This is a genomic window from Rhodococcus sp. PAE-6, assembly GCF_025290685.1.
GTDB lineage: Bacteria > Actinomycetota > Actinomycetes > Mycobacteriales > Mycobacteriaceae > Rhodococcus > Rhodococcus pyridinivorans.
In genome coordinates, this window is record NZ_JAOCLZ010000022.1 from 15,096 (window position 1) to 36,333 (window position 21,238).

The 21,238-nt window shown below is 64.3% G+C and carries 16 protein-coding genes; 11 read left to right on the forward strand and 5 right to left on the reverse strand.

Translation table 11 applies throughout. The annotated features are described in order from the left end of the window. Positions 1 to 4: 4 nt before the first annotated feature. The 7 genes from NVV99_RS24100 (at position 5) to NVV99_RS24130 (ending at position 8,837) form a co-directional block, all read left to right on the forward strand. The gene (locus NVV99_RS24100) at positions 5 to 403 is read left to right on the forward strand and encodes a hypothetical protein (RefSeq protein ID WP_226949904.1); all 399 of its coding nucleotides are present in this window, start codon (positions 5 to 7) and stop codon (positions 401 to 403) included. 33 nt (positions 404 to 436) lie between these two features. Further along, the gene (locus tag NVV99_RS24105; RefSeq protein WP_260783143.1) at positions 437 to 1,189 is read left to right on the forward strand and encodes a hypothetical protein; all 753 of its coding nucleotides are present in this window, start codon (positions 437 to 439) and stop codon (positions 1,187 to 1,189) included. A gap of 2 nt (positions 1,190 to 1,191) precedes the next feature. Next, positions 1,192 to 3,321 (forward strand): hypothetical protein, encoded by a 2,130-nt coding sequence (locus NVV99_RS24110; RefSeq protein WP_260783152.1) that lies wholly within the window; start codon positions 1,192 to 1,194, stop codon positions 3,319 to 3,321. Beyond that, positions 3,321 to 4,913: a hypothetical protein gene (locus tag NVV99_RS24115; protein ID WP_085470686.1), complete on the forward strand. Its 1,593-nt coding sequence runs from the start codon at positions 3,321 to 3,323 to the stop codon at positions 4,911 to 4,913. Before NVV99_RS24110 ends, NVV99_RS24115 begins: the two co-directional genes overlap by 1 nt. 77 nt (positions 4,914 to 4,990) lie before the next feature. After that, a complete protein-coding gene (locus tag NVV99_RS24120; protein WP_260783144.1) occupies positions 4,991 to 6,412 on the forward strand; it encodes an ATP/GTP-binding protein in 1,422 nt (473 codons plus the stop codon). Beyond that, positions 6,409 to 8,220: a type IV secretory system conjugative DNA transfer family protein gene (locus NVV99_RS24125; RefSeq protein ID WP_260783145.1), complete on the forward strand. Its 1,812-nt coding sequence runs from the start codon at positions 6,409 to 6,411 to the stop codon at positions 8,218 to 8,220. The genes NVV99_RS24120 and NVV99_RS24125 overlap by 4 nt, the downstream gene beginning before the upstream one ends. Then, complete coding sequence (locus NVV99_RS24130; RefSeq protein ID WP_260783146.1) at positions 8,217 to 8,837, forward strand: hypothetical protein; 621 nt, start codon at positions 8,217 to 8,219, stop codon at positions 8,835 to 8,837. The genes NVV99_RS24125 and NVV99_RS24130 overlap by 4 nt, the downstream gene beginning before the upstream one ends. Positions 8,838 to 8,979: 142 nt before the next feature. On the opposite strand, the gene NVV99_RS24135 is transcribed toward NVV99_RS24130, so the two are convergent. Both NVV99_RS24135 and mobF read right to left on the reverse strand, forming a co-directional pair. Further along, positions 8,980 to 10,479 carry a PIN-like domain-containing protein gene (locus NVV99_RS24135; RefSeq protein ID WP_260783147.1) on the reverse strand — a complete coding sequence of 500 codons (1,500 nt, stop codon included), beginning with the start codon at positions 10,477 to 10,479 and terminating at the stop codon, positions 8,980 to 8,982. Positions 10,480 to 10,496: 17 nt separating this feature from the next. Next, positions 10,497 to 14,927, reverse strand: a complete 4,431-nt coding sequence (mobF, locus tag NVV99_RS24140; RefSeq protein ID WP_260783153.1) for a MobF family relaxase — start codon at positions 14,925 to 14,927, stop codon at positions 10,497 to 10,499. 267 nt (positions 14,928 to 15,194) lie between these two features. On the opposite strand from mobF, the gene NVV99_RS24145 reads away from it, so the two are divergent. The 3 genes from NVV99_RS24145 (at position 15,195) to NVV99_RS24155 (ending at position 16,430) form a co-directional block, all read left to right on the forward strand. Beyond that, on the forward strand, positions 15,195 to 15,611 hold the full coding sequence (locus NVV99_RS24145) for a hypothetical protein (protein ID WP_260783148.1): 417 nt from the start codon (positions 15,195 to 15,197) through the stop codon (positions 15,609 to 15,611). A 225-nt stretch (positions 15,612 to 15,836) separates the two neighbouring features. Beyond that, positions 15,837 to 16,145 (forward strand): hypothetical protein, encoded by a 309-nt coding sequence (locus tag NVV99_RS24150; protein WP_260783149.1) that lies wholly within the window; start codon positions 15,837 to 15,839, stop codon positions 16,143 to 16,145. Between the two features lie 120 nt (positions 16,146 to 16,265). Next, positions 16,266 to 16,430 (forward strand): hypothetical protein, encoded by a 165-nt coding sequence (locus tag NVV99_RS24155; RefSeq protein WP_260783150.1) that lies wholly within the window; start codon positions 16,266 to 16,268, stop codon positions 16,428 to 16,430. A 229-nt stretch (positions 16,431 to 16,659) separates the two neighbouring features. Here the strand turns inward: NVV99_RS24155 and NVV99_RS24160 are convergent, their stop codons facing one another. The 3 genes from NVV99_RS24160 to NVV99_RS24170 form a co-directional block, all read right to left on the reverse strand. Then, complete coding sequence (locus tag NVV99_RS24160) at positions 16,660 to 17,664, reverse strand: DUF4192 domain-containing protein (protein ID WP_260783151.1); 1,005 nt, start codon at positions 17,662 to 17,664, stop codon at positions 16,660 to 16,662. A 431-nt stretch (positions 17,665 to 18,095) separates the two neighbouring features. Continuing rightward, complete coding sequence (locus tag NVV99_RS24165; protein ID WP_039958319.1) at positions 18,096 to 19,373, reverse strand: ISL3 family transposase; 1,278 nt, start codon at positions 19,371 to 19,373, stop codon at positions 18,096 to 18,098. Between the two features lie 52 nt (positions 19,374 to 19,425). Further along, on the reverse strand, positions 19,426 to 20,373 hold the full coding sequence (locus NVV99_RS24170; RefSeq protein ID WP_006553244.1) for an aldo/keto reductase: 948 nt from the start codon (positions 20,371 to 20,373) through the stop codon (positions 19,426 to 19,428). Between the two features lie 100 nt (positions 20,374 to 20,473). On the opposite strand from NVV99_RS24170, the gene NVV99_RS24175 reads away from it, so the two are divergent. Beyond that, on the forward strand, positions 20,474 to 21,049 hold the full coding sequence (locus NVV99_RS24175) for a TetR/AcrR family transcriptional regulator (protein ID WP_006553245.1): 576 nt from the start codon (positions 20,474 to 20,476) through the stop codon (positions 21,047 to 21,049). Positions 21,050 to 21,238 lie beyond the last annotated feature (189 nt).

Consider the following 21,238-nt stretch of genomic DNA (forward strand, 5'->3'; position numbering starts at 1 on the left):
TGTGATGTCTCGCAATACCTCGATGCGGTCGCTACCTCGTAGCGTGGCCCGTGCTGCGTCCCTGCTGTCGGCCACGATCGGCACGGTGTTGCTCACCGCCGGTACCGCCTCGGCTCAGACCGACAATCCACTCGACGGAATCTCCCCTGATCTGGGGGTGTTCGGTCCTACGTTCCAGAGCACCTGGTCGCGGATTGCGGGCGGTATCTGGGGTGCGGTCCTGGCGGTATCCGCAGTCAACCTGATCATTTCGCTCTACAAGATCCGTAAGGCTCGCGCCGGGGGCTACCAGAGCGAATTGAGCGATTCGATGGATTCGGCCAAGACCGCTGGTGTGGCGTTCGGTTGCGTGGCCGGAGCCGGGATCATCGTCGGCGCCATCTTGTTCGTCGTCAACGGCTGATAGCCGATCTACCAGCACTGTTAGGAGAATCAGATGGCACCCGATTTCAGCTCGATCAAGCCGGGCTCCCAGCAATCGCCCTCGGCAACAGCAGCACCGACGCCGACATCCTCGGCGAAGACGGCAGAGACCAAAGGATGGAAGGCAGCGTTCGACAGACTGCCCTCATGGTTCAAGTACGGCCTGGTGATCCTGCTCGTGGTGACGATCCTCGGGATCATTCTCGCGGGGCTGAGCGGCGGTAGCTCGGAGTCCGACACGGTGCGGACCGGGCACGGTCCCAACTCGATCACCAACGGGATTCCGCATGGCTATGACCGCACCGAAGCCGGAGCACAGACCGCAGCAACGAACTTCGTGCAGGCCGCAAACCAGGTCTCTCTCGGTCGAATCTCTGCCGAGGAAGCCAAATCGGCCCTCGTCGGTAGCAACGCCAGCGATGCGCTGCTGGCAGTCCTTGACGAGAGCGTGACTCAGGCCGAGGGCACGGTGATGAACGTCCTTCCCGCCCTGGTCAACGTCACGGACTACTCGGATGACCGTGCGGTGGTGTCGGTGTGGGCAGTCTCGGCGAGCCAGAACGATCTGAGCGGCACGGGCAAGGTCAGCGTCCTTACTGTCTGGTCCACGACCACGGTGACCTTGGAGTGGGAGAACGGGGATTGGAAGGCCGTGGATTGGACGTTCCGGTCCGGTCCCGAGCCCGAAGAGGTCTCGTTCCCCGAAGGGGATTCCACTCTCGCCGAATTCGGCGCGAACGGCCTCTACACCTTCTTCGTGGAGTAATCATGCGATCCCTTGTCCGTACTTTGCTTGCGGTGCTGCTGGCGGTGCTCGCGTTGGCCTCGAGTGCGACGCCTGCGTGGGCGCAGCCGCTCAGTGGCGCTGCCGAAGGGTGGCCTGCTGGGATGCCAGACGAACTCAAGGAGTTCTTTCCCGGTCACCCGGAGTTCGAGGCGGCCGGGTGGTCGACCGATCCGGCGTGTGCGGACAAGGGTGGCGACTTCGGGCAGTACCTCGCGCAGTACCTCCGCTTCGACCAGCAAATTCTCTACTGGGCGTCCCCTGTGACGCAGCGCATCGCGCAATACGCCGAACTGATGGGCGTCTCGGAGGACGAAGCGAAGCAAGCGGTGCTCGATGGCAAGGCTCCGACCACCTGGCCGGCATCCTTCCCCGGTGGCGACCAGGAGTTCTCGCCCTCGGCCAAGGTGTGCGCTGCGGATCTGGCGAAGTGGTCCGAGCCGAGCGGGAACCACTGGGGATTTACCTGGGCGGCAGCACCCGACGCCGGTTCGATCGCAGTGATGAAGCAACAGAAGTGGGTCGATAACCTACCGGAGGACATTTTCGAGAATCCGTGCAGTGACCACGAGATGCTCTGCAACAGAGCATATTTCCTCGACTGCGACAAGGGCACCAACATCAGTGAGATCAACCAGTGCCGGAGCTGGAACACACAGATCGGAGCGATGTTCGGCGGTATCTGGAACTGGAAAGAGCAGAATACCGACTTCGCTGACCGGTTTCTCGATCTCGCCAGAGTCGGTGGTGTGGTCCTCAAGGCCGCCACGCCCCTACAAATCCAGCTTGGCGTCGGCCTCGGAATGGCGGCCGTCGACAAGGCCGGTGATGTGGTCGCGTTCATCGCGGATCCGGGCAGCGTGATCGACGACTGGGCCAACAGCACCAAGGAAAGCGCGGTATCGCTGACCACCTCGGTCCTCGAGGGCTTGGCGAACATCCACGAGTTCAACCCGCGGGATGAAGGTTTCCTGCGCTGGTACGCGGTCAGTTGCGGAATCGGGGTGTTCGTCATGTCGATCACCGCACTGTTCACGATCTACCGAACCTCTGCACAGAAATCGACACGAATGGAACTGGCGCACAGCCTGATCGGGTACGCCCCGTTGGGTGTGCTGTCGATGATGTTCGCCCCGGCCGCCGCCGAAATGCTGGTCCAGCTCTCGCACGCGCTGACCACCTCCCTGTCCGGACTGCTCAAGCAGGACTTGGAGCAGGCGGTGGTGTCGGTATCGACAATGCTCGGAGGCATCACGAGCGACACCGTCGTCGGTGGCTCTCTGACCGGAATCGTGTTCTTCGGGTTGTTGTTCCTCGGGTCGCTGGCGTTGTTCTTCGGCATGTTGATGCACGCCGCTGCCTTGCCGATCCTCGCCGGCCTGACCGGTGTCGCGTTCGGATTGTGGGTGCATCCGAACCTGCGGAAGAAGGCGATGCGCCCGATCTTCGTATTCATCTCGATCGTGTTTTCCAAGCCGGTGATCTTCCTCGGCCTGGGGTTCTTAGCCACGGTGCTGATCGACAGCAGCGCCGGGGCCTACGTCGACGGTGACCTCGCATCGCTTGGCGCCTTGGCAATGTCGGCGGTGTGCATCGGACTGGTCGGACTCGCTCCGTGGTCGCTGCTCAAGTACGCCCCGTTCATGCCGTCCAGTGAAGATTCAGAAGGCTTCGGCGATACCGGATCAGCGACCGGACAAGGGCTGGGCGGCACTTTGCAGACCGCGCAGATGGCAATGATGGCCCGCGGCGGTGGTGGCGGGGGTGAGGTCGCTGCGGCCCGCTCCGCAGGGGCGGCACACGCACATCCTGTCGGCGGCGGGGGCGTTGGTGGGGGAGTGGCTTCCACCTCGAACGGGTCGACGTCCCATAGTTCCGCCGGGTCGACCTCCCATCAGCATTCGGGTGTTACCGCAGGTCATAGCGGTGGCGGGCACGGTGGGGCGAGCACTCGCAAGCTCATGGGGGCAGCCAAGGGCATCTCCGGCACGGCCGCCTCTGCCGGGGTTGGTGCGGTGGTAGTAGCCGGGACGGTCGGCGGTGCAGCACTGAACAAGGCGGCGCAGGCAGCGCAGAGCGCTCCCGAGCGGGCCGACAACATGGGAGATCAGTGATGAGCGACAGTGAGCAGCGCACCTCGATCCTCGGCTCGGAAATCGCTCGCCGAGGACTGATCCCCGTTCCCGAACCGGTGCTGTTCGCCTATGCAGCGGCGCTGATGCTCTCGATGTTCCTGTTCGTCTTCTTCGGATCGACGATCTGGACACTGGCCGGTGTCCTCGCGGTGGTGGGCGGCACGCTGTGGGCGACGACCGACATCAACGGTCGCCGGTCTTGGGCGGGGGAGAAACTGCACCGGATCCGGGATCGGCGGCGGCGAAAGCACGGTGAACACGTCTACCGGGCACCCGGTGATGAGTTGTACGGGGTGCTCGGAGCCGATCCGGGCTGGGAGTTCCCGGTTCCGCTCGGAGATGTCGCTCCGCTGGATCTGACCGATACAGGTCTCGATGACATGTTCATCCTCGAGCACCGGACGCCTGGTGACAACAACTACTACTCGGTGGTGCTGTCGATTCAAGGGCTCGCCGAAGGACTCCGCGGTGCAGAGGAATGGGCCGTGACCTCGCAGGCGTTCTCGCGCACGCTGGCCTCGTTCGCGCGCCGATCCTCGCTGCTTCGAGGGCTGGAGATGGTGCACCGCTCGGTGCCGGCCGATCTGACTCCGCACGTGGCGTGGATGGAATCGGTGGTGCGTGCGAATCCTCATGCACACCGGGTGATGCCTGCGGTCGAGTCCTACGGCCAGCTCATCGACGGTCTGGCCCCGGAGTCGGAAGAGCATCGTTGCTACGCCACGCTGATCTTCCCGAAGTCGGTCGAGTTGCTGTCGGCGGCCGGAGCGGTCGCCAAGCGTAAGGGCGTAGAGACGAAGGCCGGTATCGGCCAGGTCATCGTCGAAGAGACCATGCGGGCGGTCGGCGCGCTGACCTCGGCCCGGCTCGGGCAGGTGCAGGTGCTCGGCCAACAGCGTGCCTGTGCGGTCTTCCGCTCGATGCTCGATCCGTCCTACGCACTCGACGCCCACCGGGGCGCGAACTGGGGCAACTGCTGGCCGTCATATGTCGGCGGAGACCTATCGACACGGGTGTCCGACCGATGGGATACCCGAGTCGGGTTGATCCGACCCGGTTCGATCGAACCGATCCCGCTGCACGCTGAATGGCTCTCGCCGCTGTTGACCGGCGTCGACCCGGACCCCGGCGATCCTGTTGAGGGGCTTCCGGCCCAGCCAACAATCCGCACGGTGAAGGTGCGGATGGATTTCGTCGATGCAGTCAAAGCGCGCCAGGTGGCACGCAAGGACGCGACCGAGGATGCAGCACGCCAGTACAAGGAGCGAAAGAAGGGCCAGGTCACCGACGGTGCATCGGAGGTCATGGCGTCGGCATCACTGCGTCGCCGCGAAGACCTCAAGCCGGGATCGGGACACCACGGGGTGATCTGGTCGATGGCAGTGTCGGTCACCGCACCGGATGAGGATGCGGTGATGCGGGCGTGTGCGCGGCTCGAGCAGGCCGCCGACCAAGCCGCCATCAAAGAGTTCACCTGGTTCGACGACAGCCACGATGTCGCGCAATTCCTCACTCTGCCGCTCGGCCGCGGACTCGCGGCCACCAAGTACACCCGGGCCAAGGGGGTCTGATGCCGTCACTACTGAACCGCAAAAAGGACGCTGCGCCTGCGCCGACCGCTCCGGAGGTAGATCAGACGGACACGCCGGTGGTTCCTCGTCGGCGTCCGCCGAAGCGCAACAAGTGGCTCGACCGGTGGGGATGGTACGAACCGCGCCCGGAAGGAGTGTGGTCGACGACTCGCCAGGCCGAAGCACTGAATCTGGCGACCACCCGCAAGAACGTGCGGCACGAAGGACTCGTGTCGGGGCGGAACCTGATGTCGAATGCGCTGGTCATTACCGATCCGTTCGCGTTGTACGGAAGTGAGATCGAGAACATCAACGTCGCGGTGGTCGGTGACATCGGCAAGGCGAAGTCCTCACTGATCAAGACCACCCTGGGATTGCGGCAGATCGCGGCCGGCCGTCAGGTCGTGGTGATCGACAAGAAGCGTCAGGGTGATCGCGGTGGTGAGTACACCGAGCTCGCCAAGTCGCTGGGGGTGCCGTCGATCAGGTTCAAGACCGGCGGTGACGGTGCGCGGTTGAACATCATGGACCCGGCGATTTCGTCGTCGGTGACCACTTCTGGTGGCATCGTGCCGGCCGGTCAAGAAGTGCTGATTGCCGCGGTACTCGAGGACACCATGCAGCGGACGTTGGTGCAGACGGAGATCGCGGCGCTGAACCTGGCGCTGAGACTGGTCAACGAACGTGCCCGCAGCGAGGGCACCGAGCCGATCCTGCGTGATGTCGCCGATCTGCTGCTATCCACGCCGGAGGAAGCGACAGTCACCTTCGGCGAGGTGTGGGAGAAGGAAGCGTGCCGGTGGGGTCGTGATCCGGGCCTGGCGCTGCGACAGCTCTGCGAAGGAGATCTGCGAGGGTTGGTCGATCAGCCGACCTCGGCCGATGTCCGTCATGCGCTCGACCATCCGCTCGTGCACTTCGACGTCTCCGAACTGCCCAACAAGGGACCGGCGCTGCGGGTGGTGATGACGGTCATCAATACGTGGCTGTCGAATGTTCTCGCCGCTCGCGCATCCGAGCACAAGCAGACCATTCTCATCGTCGAGGAAGGCTGGCACATCGCGGAAGGCTCGACCGGGCGGGTTTTCCGCGACAATATGAAGCTCTCTCGCGGACTGGGCCTGTCCACGGTCTCAGCGTTCCACCACATCGCCGATCTACCTGCGGATTCTCCGGCCAGGGCGTTGATGCAGGAAGCCGGAATCGTGTTCTTGTACGGACAGGATCGGGTGGATGATGCCGAGCAGACGGTTCGCATGTACCACCTGCCCGAATACTGCGTCGATCTGCTGATGTCGATGCACAAGGGGCAGTGTCTCGTGGTGATGGGCAAGTCCGATCCGGTGCTGATGAAGCACGAGCGGTCCCCGCTCGAGATCACCCTCACCGACACCGATGAGGTCATTCGGGGTGAGGCGAGCACGCTGGTCGGGCAGACCTGGCTCCCGGACACTCTCGATGCCGAGGAATTGGCCGAGCTGGTGGGGGCGGTGCAGTGAACGAGCGGGGTCAGCAGCGGCCGACACAGCCGGTGATCCCGGTCGGCACCGGCCTGGTGGTCGTGGTGATTGGCGGGGTGCTGTGGACGGTGTACGCCGGGGGCGCGGTTGCCGGCCTGGTGACCGGGGCGGGTCCGGTGTTCCCGGAAGGGCTGTACGGCACGTTGTCGGTGTTGCGGGCGTTGGTGCTCACGCCGGGTGACCCGACGGTGGGCTGGCCCGAGGACTCGCGGCCGGGCTCGGCGGTCGCGGTGTGGGTGTGCCTGATCGCAGCGATGCTGGCCTATATCGCCGTCGTGCTCGTGATCGACGGGAAGGTTTCGGCACGTCAGCGCGCTAAGCGCACGCGCCAGGAAGGGTTTGCGGACCGGGCGGAGCTGCGGCAGCGCGGCCTCGATCGTAAGAGCGCAGTGAAAGCCGCGAAGACGAATCGGGCGAGCTTGGGTGATACTCCGGCCCGCAAGATCGACGCGCACCAGGTGGCGACCCGGATCGGCACGCTCTACGGCGAGCATGGCAAAGATTCCGAGGTGTTCGTCCAGTACCGGGACGGCACGCTGGTCGAGGGTCCGACCGGATCGGGCAAGAGCTGGCGGTTGGCCTGGCAGCGGATCGTCGAGTCGGTCGGGTTCGTGCTGGCCACGACCACCAAACCTGATCTGCTGTGGTCGACGGTGGGGCAACGGTTGGCCTCCGGCCCGGTCGAGGTGTTCGACCCCGAGGGCATCACGCGGTGGCCGACGCCGATGCGGTGGTCCCTGCTGGCCGGCTGCGATGACCCGGACACGGCGATCCGGCGTGCCGATGCGCTGGTGCAGGCTGTTCCCCTCGGCGATACCAAGAACAGTGGGTACTTCTCGACAAATGCAGCGAAGTACCTGCGGTGCTGTCTGTATGCGGCGGCGGTGTCCGGTGGGGATGTGACCACCTTCTATCGCTGGGCGATGCAGCGGCAGGTGCCGAAGGTCAAGGAGATTCTGGACCGGGACCTGCCGACGTGGAGCGTGGAGTATTCGCAGCTCGGCGGCTCGGGATCGGATTCGGTCGACGATGTGATGTCGACGGTCTCGACGCTGCTCGATCCCCTCGCCTCACCGAAGCTGATGGCGGCAGTCAATGTCACCGCCGACGAGTCGGTGAACCTCGCGCAGCTCATCCGCGACGGCGGGACGCTGTATCTGATCTCCGAAGGCTCCTACGGCTCGAGTGCACCGATCGTCACGGCGTTGGCGGCGGAGGCGTATTACCTGGCCAAAGAGATTTCGCGGGAGTACCCGGAGGAGAGAATCGACCCTCCGGTGCGGTTCGTTCTCGATGAGGTCAACAATGTCGCGCCCATCCCGGATCTGCCCGACAAGGTATCCGACAGCGCCGGGCGAGGAATCTCGATCTGGGCGTTCTGCCACGGTCAGGAGCAGAACATCCGGCGATGGGGTCCGAGCGCGGGGAAGATGTTCACGACGAACTCGCCGGTGCGAATCATCCTGCCCGGCCTCGGTGATGTGAATGAACTCGAGCAGATCTCCCGATTGACCGGTGAGCGCGAAGAGTGGTGGTCTCCGACGCAGGCTCCTCGGCAGACGAAGGTGATGACCGCCCCGGAGATTCGCGGAATGCCTGCTGACCAGGCATTGATGATCTACCGGGGTGCGGCTCCGGCGCGGGTTCATCTCCCGCTGGTGTGGGACATTCCGCACTGGAAAAAGCGGGTGCTCGACTCTCAAGAGGTCTACAACTGGGTCTGCGAGACGGGGGAGCTGCCCGATTGGGCCTGGTCCCGCACGGGCAGGGAAGTGGTGCTCGGATGAGCGGGTATACACCGGGCCGGCTGTCGTGGCGACATCTCGACCAGGAACAAGCACAACAGTTGTGGGACGAGTTGATCGACTGGGTGGAGTGGTTTCGCGGCTGCTACCGGCTCACCGATCGGATCAAGGGCTGCTGGTATCGGCACCCGAAGATGGTCGAGGAACTGACGGCGGCGATGTCGGCGCACAAGGTCGCCTACGAACAGCTCGGCGACGGTCAGGTGCATTCGTGGTCGCCGGGAAGCTGGCACTACCAGATCTATCAACCGCTTCTACAACGGCTGGCGGCCAACTCCGACGAGTTCGGCGACTGTATCGACGGGCGCTGCGAACCCCCGACCGTGCAGGTCACGCTGCTCGAGGGGGCGCGGGAGTGGATCGCGGCCGACATCGCGGCGCGGCCGACCCCGATCGCGGCGGCGATCGCTGTGACCGGATCGCTCTCGGACTCGGGCAACGGGGCGGGGCCTGCGGTGATCGACGCTGCGCGGATGGTTGATCTGATCGACTCGGGCGATGCCGAACCGATCGATCCTGACGACGAGTTCGGGCCGGTCTCGTATGACGGCCACGTTTGGGAGTGGTCCGACGATACGGAGGGGTACGTACGGACCTGAAGACTGCCGGGGAACAACATAAGGCCGGACTCACCACCCGGCCGTTCCCCGGTGTGGTGGTCCGGCCGCGGAAGTGCCCGCCCAGGCACCGCGGCCGGCCACCACGACACCGCCATGGCTCAGGCGAGTTCACTACGGACGGTCAAGAGTCCTGATCGTCACGCTCTTGGTCCGCATTGCCCTCGTCTTCCTGCATCTCCTCGTCATAGCCATCTGCAGGCGCTTCCCCCTCTGCCTTCTGTAGGTCCTCGACGGTCCTCATCAGGTCAGCATCCCTGAGAAACCTCTCCGCCGTCGCCCAGGTTTCGGGTGGAATGCCCCTTAAAGCCTGGTCCGCCAGCCACAAGTTACTTGGTGTGAAGCCGAGCGACTTGACCTGATCGGCCAGCGCCTGAGTTTCCTTCGAGACACCGAGCGACATCACCCGGTCGGCCAGCGCCTGGCCTTCCTTCGAGACACCGAGCGACTTGACCTGATCGGCCAGCGCCTGAGTTTCCTTCGAGACACCGAGGGACATCACCCGGTCGGCCAGCGCCTGGCCTTCCTTCGAGACACCGAGGGACATCACCCGATCGGCCAGCGCCTGGCCTTCCTTCGAGACACCGAATTGCAATCGATCGAAGGCAACCCGGAAATCCGGATCCCTCATTATTTCGGCAGCGTAGGTGGATTCCCGTTGCTCATGGTCTTTGTATTCTTCAACCACGTCGGGAGGGACGTCACGGTTGAGATACTTGGACACTCGATCAAGAAATTCACTAGACGAAAGTACGAGAATTTCAGAATCGGCTTCATCTCGCATTTCCTCAATAAGCTGGGGAGCGGGATACCAACGTCCGTTTTTCTTCCCCTCCCACCAGTCAGGCTTGGAGTCGTTTGTAACGAATAAAAGAAGCCTTTCGCTGGCAGATGGAAGGCTACCCATGTGATTTATCAGCTGGCGCCACATGATGTAGTCACCAGCTTTTCTTAAGTCAGTATCCTTTCCGTCATCCATGTATCCAGGCGGGATTTTGTTCGGAAACCGGAAGGTGACGGCGTGCTGAACATGCTCCTTCAGTGCAGAGGCGCCGAAGGGATCGCCAATCTTGCCAGCGAATAATCCGTCAAGAACGTCCAGAACGGGATCATTAGACGGGTCTTCGGGGGCTCCTATCTCATCCCTCACCCGTTCCACTTCGGCCTTGAGTTCATCCCCAAGCGCCTGCAGCGACTTCAAAATTTCCTTTTTATCGACGCCGTTGGATTCTAGGTCCCACTCATGTCTAACCCGGTGCTCATCTCGGAACTTAGAAGTAGCTTCGATCGACTTCGCGATAGCATCCTTCGAATCTTGCAGAAACTTTTTTATTTGACCGCTAACTTCCGAGATGTCCTTGCTAACTCCATAAATCACACCCTCACGGTTTCTGAAGTATTCCAGAGCCGCTTGGTGAGGGATCCATATTCGGTCTTCGACTGCCGTCAGCAAATCGATCATTTCATCTCGAGCATGTGCAGATACTCGGTACAGCTCGAGCAGCACGTTGGCATCCAAGGAGATGACTGCGTTCCCGAAGAAGTGCTCTTCATCAGATGTAGAGCATCTGAGCCACGGGGCGAACAGGTCTTTGAGACCACGGGGTTCCGAATCATCTGCCACGTGGCGCACAGTACCGGCTAGATACGTCGGGGACGCTGGTCCACCTGAGGTGTTTCGTAGTTCTGACTGTGGCGGTTCGGGATCTGGCGCGGACCTTCCTGGAGTTGTTGGTGCCGTTGTTCCCGAAGCTGGGAGTGCTCGCGTTCGACGTGTGTCCAGTCGAGTGCGGCACGACGGTCCTTTGGCCGGCCCCCGGCGAGGGTGTCCTCGTCGGTGACGTGGTGAGTGCTGCGGTAGGCAGCCGCGTCCGCGATGATGGCCCGCCACAGGGCAGCGTGCTCGGGATCGTCGGGGCAGGCACCGAGGCTCGACTGCGCCCAGATCGGTGCGGTGTCGTCGGTGAGCTGGTCGCGGTAGTCGCGGTGGAGCTCGGCGATGGTCTGGTAGTCCTCGCGGATCGTGGCGGCGAGTTCGGGGTCGATGGTGTCGGCGTCGGACACGGGCGCGACGACCCATTCGGGTGCCTCAGGGTTCGTGAGGTCTCGGCCGTCGGCGGCGATGCGGTCGAGTTCGGTGAGGAGCACGGTCGCTGGGGCGGTGGCTCCAGCCCGCTCTGCCAGATCGGCCACGACCTCCTCAATGCTCGTTCCGCTGAGGTGGTGGAGATGTTCGATGCGTCCGGCGATGGCCTGGGCGCGTTCGTCGTCGGTCTGCAACGCGAGCGTGGGCAGGTGCTCGGCGATGGTCTCTTCGTGCTCGGTGAGCCATGCGGTGTTGCGGCGGGCGATCAGCTCGGTCAGGGGCTTGGCCATGTCGGAGCGCAGCGCAGCCGCGGTGGTGTCGACGCCGTTTTCGGCCAGGCGTTCGTGGTGCCAGGTGAGCAGGTTGATCGGGTCGACGCCGGCTTGGGCGGCGCGGTGGAGCTGGCGGGCGAGCAGTCGTGCGGAGGATTCTTCGGCGATGCGGGCACCGAGTTCTTCTCCGAGTGCAGCGGTGGCGAGGGTGCGAACTCTCTGCGTTTCGAGCAGTGCGGATGTGTCGCGGTAGCGGCGGATGACCTCGCCGATGCCGATGTCTGCGGCCGCGGCGCGGTCAGTGGTCTCGGTGTAGCGGCGGGCGCATTCGACCGCGAAGTCGTGCATGTCCGCGTCGGTGTGGAGCGGGTCGCGGATCGGTAGCGGCGGCAATGTCGGGAACTCGGTGAACTGGCCGACGATGGCGCGGGTGCGGTGGGCAAGGACCGATCCCATGTCTTTCGCTCCGGCGAGGGGGCCTTCGGCGAGAGCGCGCCCGAGGAGTGTGCGGGGGCTGTAGCCGTGGTCATGGGCGTCGGCGAGGACCTGGCGAAGCTGCGCCCATCCTTCGGTGCCTTCGATGGTGGCGGCGATCTGTTCGGGCAGATCGCGGCGCATCTCGGTCTCAAGTGCCTCGTCCCGGAGGCGGCGTTGGGCGGCCAGATATGCCTCGCGCAGCCGCTCCGGGTCGGTGGCGTGGGCGGCTTGTTCGGCGAGTTCTTCGGTGGCGGTGCGATGGCCGTTGTCGGTGGCGACGACGGTTTCGAGGATCATCCGGCCGGTGGAGACGTTCATGTCTCCGAGGTGCGGACGCTCGGTGTCGAGGTTGACCGGCACGTCGACTGGGACGTAGATCCGGTTGTCGGTGCGGGCGCGGGTGACGGCCACATACAGCCCGGAGCGGTCCATGTCGGGGGTGATGATGGCGTGGGCGGTGTCGACGGTGACGCCCTGGGCGCGATGCACGGTGGAGGCGTAGCCGAGTTGCACGTGGGTGCTGATGTAGTCGGCCGGCAGGGTGATGACGCCGCCGTGCTCGAGGTGCCGGACGGTCAGTGCGCCGCGTTCGGAGACGACATCGAGCACTTCCCACAGGTCGCCGTTTCGCACGAAAGCTCCCGCTTTCTTTCCGCCGGAGGGATTCAGATCGCGGCGGTTGCTGCGGGTGAGCACGATGTCGCCGCGGCCTGCGGTGAGTTCGTCGGCGAGGGCGACGGTGGTGGATTCGTCGCTGGTTCCCTCGTGGCGGCGCACGGCCTGGACTTGGATGTTCGCTGCCGTGACGTCCTCGCGGGTGGGCAACATGACGATGGATTTTTTGCCGTCGGCGAGGTCGTGGAGGTAGTTCTCGACGGCCTGGCCGATCATTTCTTCGCGCGTTCCTTCGCGCACGAGATCGCGTTCGTAGATCAGGTCCAGCCCGGTGGAGTCACCGGATCGCAGCAGCATCGAGTTTTCGGCTTGGGCGGTGTCGTTGCCGAATCGGACCACGGTGTCGAGTTCGGGCGCGTCGGTGTTCTGCGCCAGATAGCGCAGCATTCCGCCGGTTTCCACAGCGTCGAGCTGGGCCGGGTCACCGAGCAGGCGGACGACTGCGCCACGTTCCTTGGCGATCTCGACGACGGCTGCGAGGTCGAGGGTGGAGGCAAGGGATGCTTCGTCGACGAGCAGCATCGTGCCCGGTGCGATGTCGATGCCGGTCGGAAGTGTGCCGGGGCGACTGCCGACGAGACCGCGCCAGGGGTAGGTCAGGGAGGCCAGGGTCAGGCCGGTGACGCCGACTTCTTCGCCGAGTGTTTCGGCGGCGACTGCGGAGGGTGCGAGGGCGATGACGCCACGGCCTTCGTTCTGCCATGCCTGCACGACGGCCTTCATGCTGGTGGTCTTGCCGGTTCCTGCGGGTCCGACACCGACGGCCAGCAGTGCCCCTGATTGCAGGAAGTGCTCGGTCAAGGTGCGCTGGCCGGCGTTGAGGTTGCGCCCGGTCTTGGCGCGCATCGTCTCGTACACCTCGTGGATCGAGGCGGTGCGAGCGGTGAAGACGGTGGGTTCGCTAGTGGCCGATACCAGCATCGTTTCGGCGTCGAGGATGCGCTGGGAGCTGTGTTTGTGGCTGCCGTGGTGGGACAGAACGAAGTCGCCGTTACGTCGGCGCAGACGCCTCGGGATCGCGGGCAGCTCGACGCGTGGGGTGGTGACCGACAACTCCACAACCCGGCTGGTGAGTCGATCGACTGCCGTCCGGTAGGTGTCGAGGTCGGGGAACGTCTCACCGCCGAGGTGGGCCTGGACTGCGGAGACGACGTGTGGCAGTTGCCAGCGCGAGCGCTTGGATTCGAGCTTGGTGATCACGGCTCGGGCGTCGTCGTCGAGGCTGCGGCGCTGTGGCCTCGGGGCGTGATCGGCGGCGAAGGCGTCGCGGACGAGCTGGTCGACAGCCTCGTTGCCGCCGAGGATTTCGGCGGCCTTCTCGCGCCATTCTGCGCGCATCTCGGCGAGTGATTTCGCGTCGGCCTTGCCTTCGCGGGTGTCGAGGGTTGCTTGTTGATAGAGCTGATACATCGTCTTGGCGTCGGGCATCCGCTGGTACTTGGCGCGGTACTCGGCCACGAGTTCGTCGCGGCGCGCCTCGATTGCGCTGCGGCGGGAGCTGAACATCTTGAGCATGTCGCGGGGAATGGCGGCCAGTTCGACGACGGGTTGCTTGCCCTGCTCGATCTCGCGGTGGGTCAGCTCGAGGCCGAGTTCGGTGCTCAGGCGCTGCATTACTTCGGCGTTGAATCGCTGCGAGGCGGCTACGGCGAAGCGGAACATGGTCGATCCGTCGACGGCTCGCCACTTGCCGTCTTCGGCGGCCTGGGTCTTGATCGACACGACGGCGTGGGTGTGCAGATTGGGGTCCCCGCAGCGGGAATCGAAGTGCTTGTAGAGGGTCGCGACGAAACCGTTGGTGTCGATCTGTTCCTCGCCGTTGCGGCCAACGCGAGTGAAGCAGGCGTTCTCTTCGAGCCACCGGAGGGTGTCTTTCACCGTGGCATCGACGATGCGCTCAATCTCGATGCGCGTCTCGTTCGGTGCCAGTGCCCACAGGCTCGACACGCTCTTGGGCGGTGTGAAAACCAGGTCATGGCCGGCTACCGGGTGGCGGACTTTGCCCTTCTCGTGGGCGATCCAGTTCCGCAATTCGGCCTCGTTCGCAACCGGACGACCGTGCTTGTCCTGGAACATTCCTCCGGCGATCCGGTCGAGGATCGCAGCAGATTGGTCCGGGCTCGGGGCGTGTCCGTGCGTGTCGGTGTACTCGGCGATTTCGGCCGCGTGTCGGTCGAACAGCTCGACGTTGTTCTTGAAGGTTGGGAACTTCCGCCCGAGTCGGGCGAGCCGGATTGCATCCTCCGAGGGGACGCCTCGATCGATGAGTTCGGCGATCACGGCGTCGGCATTCGGATGGAGACCTTCGCCGAACAGGGCCTTCATTTGCGCCTCGGTGACGACATCTCCGACCGATATCCGGTCGGCGTTCTCGACGTGAATGTCGTCGAGAAGATGGTTCAAACCGTCGACGCCCGAGCCGAACCATTCGCCGGGCGGTGTGCCGTGCGCGGTGTAGTAATCGGTCAGTTCTGCTCCACGTTCACGCTCGCGATCGGCTGTGGCGACCTGACGTGTCAGGTACTCGTAGCCGTCCGCTGCGTGCAGGACGTGGAGGGTCATCACGGGCTCGATCTTAGCGGTACGAACGTGCAGGTTGGGAGCGGGATTCCCGAATGTCAGTAAAACTGCAAGAGGTGTGTCCCGTTTCTTCTGTTACTGGTGCCCGGATACGGTGCGATGTAGATCGGTGTAGCCGGCGGTCGCAGACCGCTCCGGCGAAGCGACGGGTTTCGTCGGGCTGCTGGTTTAGACTCGGCGTGAGTTGTTGTAGAAGGGAAGGGTGTCGCAGTGAGTGGTTCGGGGGATGCGGTGAACAACGAGACCAAGGTGATCTCGGCACGCAGTCAGGCACGGTCGAAGCTGTCGGAACGGCGCGCTGAATTGCTCAAGCGGATCAGCGAAAACCAGCGCGACCTCGAGCGCGCGTTGGCGTCGCTGGAGAAGGTGGACAAGGCCGCTGTTCGTCGTGATGCAGCGATCGCCAAGGCGAACGAGGAGTTCGAAAAGAAGAAGGCTGCGGCCGAACTCTCGGCGGGCAGGTCGCTGGCGCAGGTTGCTGGACGTGGCGAGACCGCGACCTCGATCTCCGAACTCGTCGATCTGGACGTGGCGATGGTGCGCCGGTTGGTGAAGCTGGCCGAAGAGAACAACGACTCGACGCCTCCCGCACAAGGATCGAGCGAGGGCGGCAGTGAGGCGAAGGAACCGACGCCCGAGGTGCCTGTAGCTGCTTCCGGCTCCTGATCGGGCAGCAAGCAGCGGCGCGAGGTCAGAGACGGAGCCACTGTGCGGTGGGAGCCAGGAGACGAGATCGAACGGACTCGCTTCTTCCAACGCGTGGTGTATGGACCGGACTTGGATTCCTGTCACCTCTGGGTCGGTGCACTCGGTGACGACGGCTACGGACGGTTCTGGATAGCTCGAGACGGTCATCAGATCGTGGTCCGACCGCACCGTTACGCGCTCGCTGTGGAGCTGGAACGTGGCCTCGACGACAACGAAGTGGCGATGCACCGGCGTTGTGACAACCCGCTGTGCGTCAACACGGGCGATGGTGATGCCTTCGCTGCCCATGTGGTGCTCGCGTCGGCCGCTGAGAACATGGCGGACATGGGGCGTAAGGGTCGCGGCGGGGGCCGGCGGTTGTGGTTCGGCGCCGACCGTGCTGAACGTGCTCGACGCTCACGAGCGGTGCGCGAGGCGGTCTTGCGATATGGCTGGGATCAGCACTCGATCGAGACAGCCCTGTACGACGGGTCGCAAGGAACGCTGTGGTAGTTGGCAGGCGATCGTCTTCTGATGTGTCGAGGCGGTTGGTTCGGCCACGGTGGATATTCGATGATGAGAGTTGACCGTTGCACGCGAGTCGGGGCGGTTTCGGAGACGTTAGGGGTTTTTATGCAGCGCAGTGAAGCGGAAGCGGCCTTGCTCGGTGCCGTGCTCGAGGTGATGCCGATTTCGGACCTGGCCCTCGATGCGGCGGTCGCCGGCATACCGGTGTTGGACGTACCCCGTACTCACAGCATCGACATCTGCTTCTCGGATAAGCCGGACATTCTCTGACGGCTCGCCTGAATCGCACCGTGACGATGCACGGTTGTTGCACTGCGGTTGGGTGTTGTCCCGGCGCGGTGGCGCGGATCCGTGCGCGAGCTGCGGGAGAAGTCGGGCGAAGGGGCTCGATGCCCTGAGCTCGGCCCTGCGCGCTGCGGAGGTGCGGGCGGGTTTGTTGGTGAGTTGGAGATAGGGCGAGGCCCCGCACCGGTCGGTGCGGGGCCTCGTGGTGTGTTTGTCAGTCCTCGGGGGTGAATCCGAATTCGGGGAGGACGTTTCGACCGGCCTCGAGGACTTCTTGCACTCCCTTGGCGTGCAGGCCGTGGTCGACGACTTGGCGGATGAGAAGCGCGAGCTTGGGGATCTGGGTCTCGTGGGCTACTCCGTTCTCGATGGCGTAGAGGGCGACGGCGGCGCGGACTCCGTAGCCGTGTGCGTAGGCGACGGCGGCGAGGACGGACAGGATCGTAAAGCGGGCGTAGCCGGAGGTCTTGCGGGCGGCGTCGGTCAGGATGGCGACGGCGGCGACGTTGCGGGAGAAGTACAGGGCCACGTCGCGGGCGCGGGGGTTGTCGGTGAGGGTGATCGCGACGGCGACGGCTTCGGGATAGGTCAGCTCGCGGGGTGCTTCGATCGCGTCGCGCAGCGTCTCGAGGTTCGCGGCGTCGGTGATTTCGGGAGCCTGGGCGCGGGCCTGGCGCGCGTCCCACTGGCGCTCGAACAACACTCCGAGGTCTTCGGCGGGTGCGAGTTCGGCGGCGAGCGCGTCGCGGCTGGGGGCAATGGGTGCGCGGCCGTCGATGACTCCAAGGACAGCAACGGTGCTCGCGAGGATGTCGCCGAGTTCGCCGGATTCGGCGCTGGGGAAGTTGAAGAAGGTCTCACCGGCGGTGTACTCGGGCAGGACGGCGGCGATGGGCACGGCCAGACCGAGCGTGTAGGCGTGGCGGGTGGCGGCGAGAAGGGTTTCCTCTGCGGTGTCGCCGTTGGGGTGGATGCTGACGAGTGCGGCGATGGTGGCGTTGAAGTCGGCGGACTCGGCGGCGGCCATGAGCTTGTCGAGAGCGACAACGGCGGTGGCGTTGTCGTGGTCGAGGCGGGCGAAGGGGCCGGTCGTTCCCTGGGGATCGAACAGGGCGATGACGAGGGATTCGTTCGGGACCATGCCGAGGAAGGCGGGGATGCCTTCGATGAACTGGGCGGTGTTGAGGCGGGTAACGGGGCCGTTCTCGTTGTTGTTCACGCCTCTAGTTTACATCTGTTTTGATGCTTTTTCGATGTTTTGTTGGTGCTTTTCCGGTGCCTTTCTGGTGATACTGGTCACACGTTTTTAGGCTCTGACCTGCGGTTTTGCGGGTGTAGCGGGGGTTCGGTGGCGGTGGTGGAGCGGGTACCTCGGTCGGTCGGTGCGGCCTGGTGAACCGGGCGCGGTGACTGCCGGGCAAGGGCGGGTTTCCCTTGCTCGGTGGTCGGCGGGTCCGGTAGGGCCGTGGTGTGGCGACCGGGCGCGGTGCACGCGGAGCAGCGGGAACCTTGGGAGGGAGGAACAGGGGTCCGGGGGCGGAGCCCCCGGGGATCGGTAGAGCCGACACACCGCAGACGAGCCGGGCACACTCCTAGCCAGGGCGAGGGGGCACCATCCGCCGGCCGCGGGAGCATACGTTTGCCGGCTCTTCATGATCGAGGGTGTAGTCGCGGTCTGAACCCGCCGGTTTCGAGCAGCGACCGGGCGATGTAATTCGTTAGGTTGCGGAACCCGAGTGCGGAGCCTCGCAGGTGTTCGAGCCTGCCGTTGATGGCCTCAGTCGGTCCGTTGGATGTACCGGGTCGGTCGAAGTAGGCCAGCACGTCGGCGGCACGCTTCTTCAGCGTCCGGCCCAGCCTGATGACTTCGGTGAGTGCTTTCGGCACGTTGGTGCCGATCGAGTCGATCAATTGGACCATCAGCTCACGGCCACGACGGCGGTCCTCATGTCGGTAGGCAGCGATCATCCGTTGGTAGATGCCCCAGGTCGCTTCGACCTCGACATGTTGGTCGTCGGCGAACAAAGTGCGCAACCTATCGGTCTGCTTGTCGGTGAGCAGGCCGGCTCCGGTGTGGAGAGTGCGCCGTGCGGAGTAGAGCGGGTCGCTCTTCATCCCGCGGTGTCCGTGGATGGTCTGCTGGACGCGGCGCCGGCACTCATCGAGGGCCTCGCCCGCGAGTCTGGTGACGTGGAAGGGATCCATCACGGTCACTACGTCGGGCAGTTCCTCGACGGCTGCGGTCTTGAAGCCGGTGAACCCGTCCATTGCAATGACCTCGATCTCGTCACGCCAGGCTTTGTCGCGGTCGGCGAGCCAGGTCTTGAACGCCTGCTTGGAGCGGCCTTCGACCATGTCGAGCAGCCGGGCTGGGCCGGTGCCGTCGTGCACCGGGGTGAGGTCGACAATCACGGTGACGTACTTGTCGCCGCGCCTGGTGTGGTGCCATACGTGCTCGTCGACGCCGATGACCCTGACGCCATCGAACCGGGCGGGATCATTGATCAGGACTCGCTTGCCTTCTGCCAGGACTGCGTCATTGGCGGTATTCCACGCGACGCCGAGTCCTTCGGCAATCCTGGCGATGGTGAGGTGCTGGACCACGACGCCTTGTAGCGCCCACCGCAACCCGCTACGTGACAGCTTGGCCCGGGGGTGGGCTGCCTTCGACATGTCCTGCCTCCACACATGCCGACAGTCGGTGCACCGGTAGCGACGCACGACGACCTCGAGTGTCGTAGGCCGCCAGCCGAGGGGCTCGTGGGCGAGCCGACGTATGACGGTATCGCGCGGGATTCCCTCGCCGCCACAGCGTCGACACCACCGGCCGGGTTCGATGACGCGGCACGCGAGCACCGCCCTTTCGGATTCGAGTCGTTGACCGGTGACTTCGAGCCCGAGCTCGTCCACGCGAACGAAGGCAGTCAGATCGGGCGGCCCGAAGCCCGAATCCGACTGCGTTACCTGACCGTTCGGGTGCTCAGGCGCGGCTACCGATGCCACCGGTAGGTGCGAGCTGGTCGATGCGGGCGAGGTCGGCTTCGGTCAGGGCAAGCTCCGCCGCCGCGATGTTCTCCGCGACCCGATCAGGGTTGCGCGAGCCGGGGATCGGAACGATGTAGTCCTTGCGGGCCAGGAGCCAGGCAAGCGCGAGTTGTGAGAGCGTCGCGTCCTTGCTCTCGGCCACGCTGGTGAGCTCGTCGACGAGGTGGACATTCGCGTCGTAATTCTCCGGCGCCCACCAGCCGATGAACTGGCGGAAGTCGTCGGCGGCATAGGCGCTGCGGGGGCGAACCGCACCGCTGAGGAACCCGCGGGCCAACGGTGAGTAGGCGACCAGGCCGATACCGAGATCCTCGAGGACCGGGAACAGTTCCTCGGACTCGCGGGCGAAGATCGAGTACTCGGTTTGCAGGACCGAAATCGGGTGCACGGCGTGCGCCTTGCGGATGCTGTCGGCATCGGTGTTGGACAGGCCGAGGTACCTGACCTTGCCGGCGTCGACATACTCCTTCATCACCCCGACGACGTCCTCGACCGGCACGTTTGGGTCGTGGATGTGCTGGTAGAGCAGGTCGATCGAGTCGACGTCGAGGTTGCGGAGGCTGTCGTCGACGACCTTACGAATCTGTTCCGGTCGGGAGTCGGGCACGAAGCCACGGGCCGGGTCGAGTTCGAGTCCGAACTTGGTGGCGATGGTGATCTCGTCTCGAAACGGTGCGATCGCGGCGCCGAGGAGCTTCTCACCTTCGCCCGCGCCGTACATGCGGGCGGTGTCGAAGTGGGTGGTTCCCAACTCGAAGGCACGACGGATCGCGGTGATCGACTCGGAGTCGTCGGACGGTCCGTAGCCGATCGCGGTGCCCATGGCCCCATAGCCGATCTCGGACACCACCAGTCCCTGTTGCCCAAGTGTGCGCTGCTGCATACGAAGTCCTCCTGAATTGTCACACCAAACGGTTCGGTTTGACAGTAGACCTACACCACCCAATTTCCAAACCGAACTGTTTGGTTCGTATACTCGGGGCATGGCACGTGACGGCGACTCCACTCGCGACCGAATCCTCGGTGCAGCCACGGCCGAGTTCGCCGAGCACGGCATCGCGGGCGCTCGCATCGAACGCATCGCTAAAGCGGCTCGGACCAGCAAGGAACGGGTCTACGCCTATTTCCGCGGCAAGGAGCAGCTCTATCGCTTCGTCGCGGCACGCGAACTCGAGGCGATGGCCACCGCGGTGCCACTGGACCCGGCAGACCTTCCCGGTTACGCGGTCCGAGTTTACGACCACGTCGTCGCCCATCCCGAACGCCTGCGTCTCATGCAGTGGGGTCAACTCGAAATGACCGCGGGGGTAGGTGACGATCCGTTCGGGCTGATCGTCGAAGGCAAGATCGAGCAACTCCGACGCGCCCAGGAAGCCGGCGCACTCGACAAGAACTGGGATCCGGCCGACGTCATCGTCTTCGTCAGTCAGCTGGCCACGTCGTGGGCCGGGCAAGTCGACCTCGTGCCCGCAGGCCCAGAACGCCACGCGTTTCTGACGTCCCGCCGCCAGGCGATCGAAAAAGCGGTGCGTCGACTTTTCCCCGGCGCCACCAGCTGAACAGACAACACCTCACGGGGCACCTGGAACAGGTCTGCCGCAACGGTCCCTACACCCTCAAATGCGGAGAGCCCTCAATCCAACGGATCGGAGATCGAGAGTAACCGGGTTAACTGACGGTTTCAGAATGATCTCCGCAGTCGCCTCAAACAGATGATGCTGCACGCGAGTTCGAGCAGCCCCTGATGC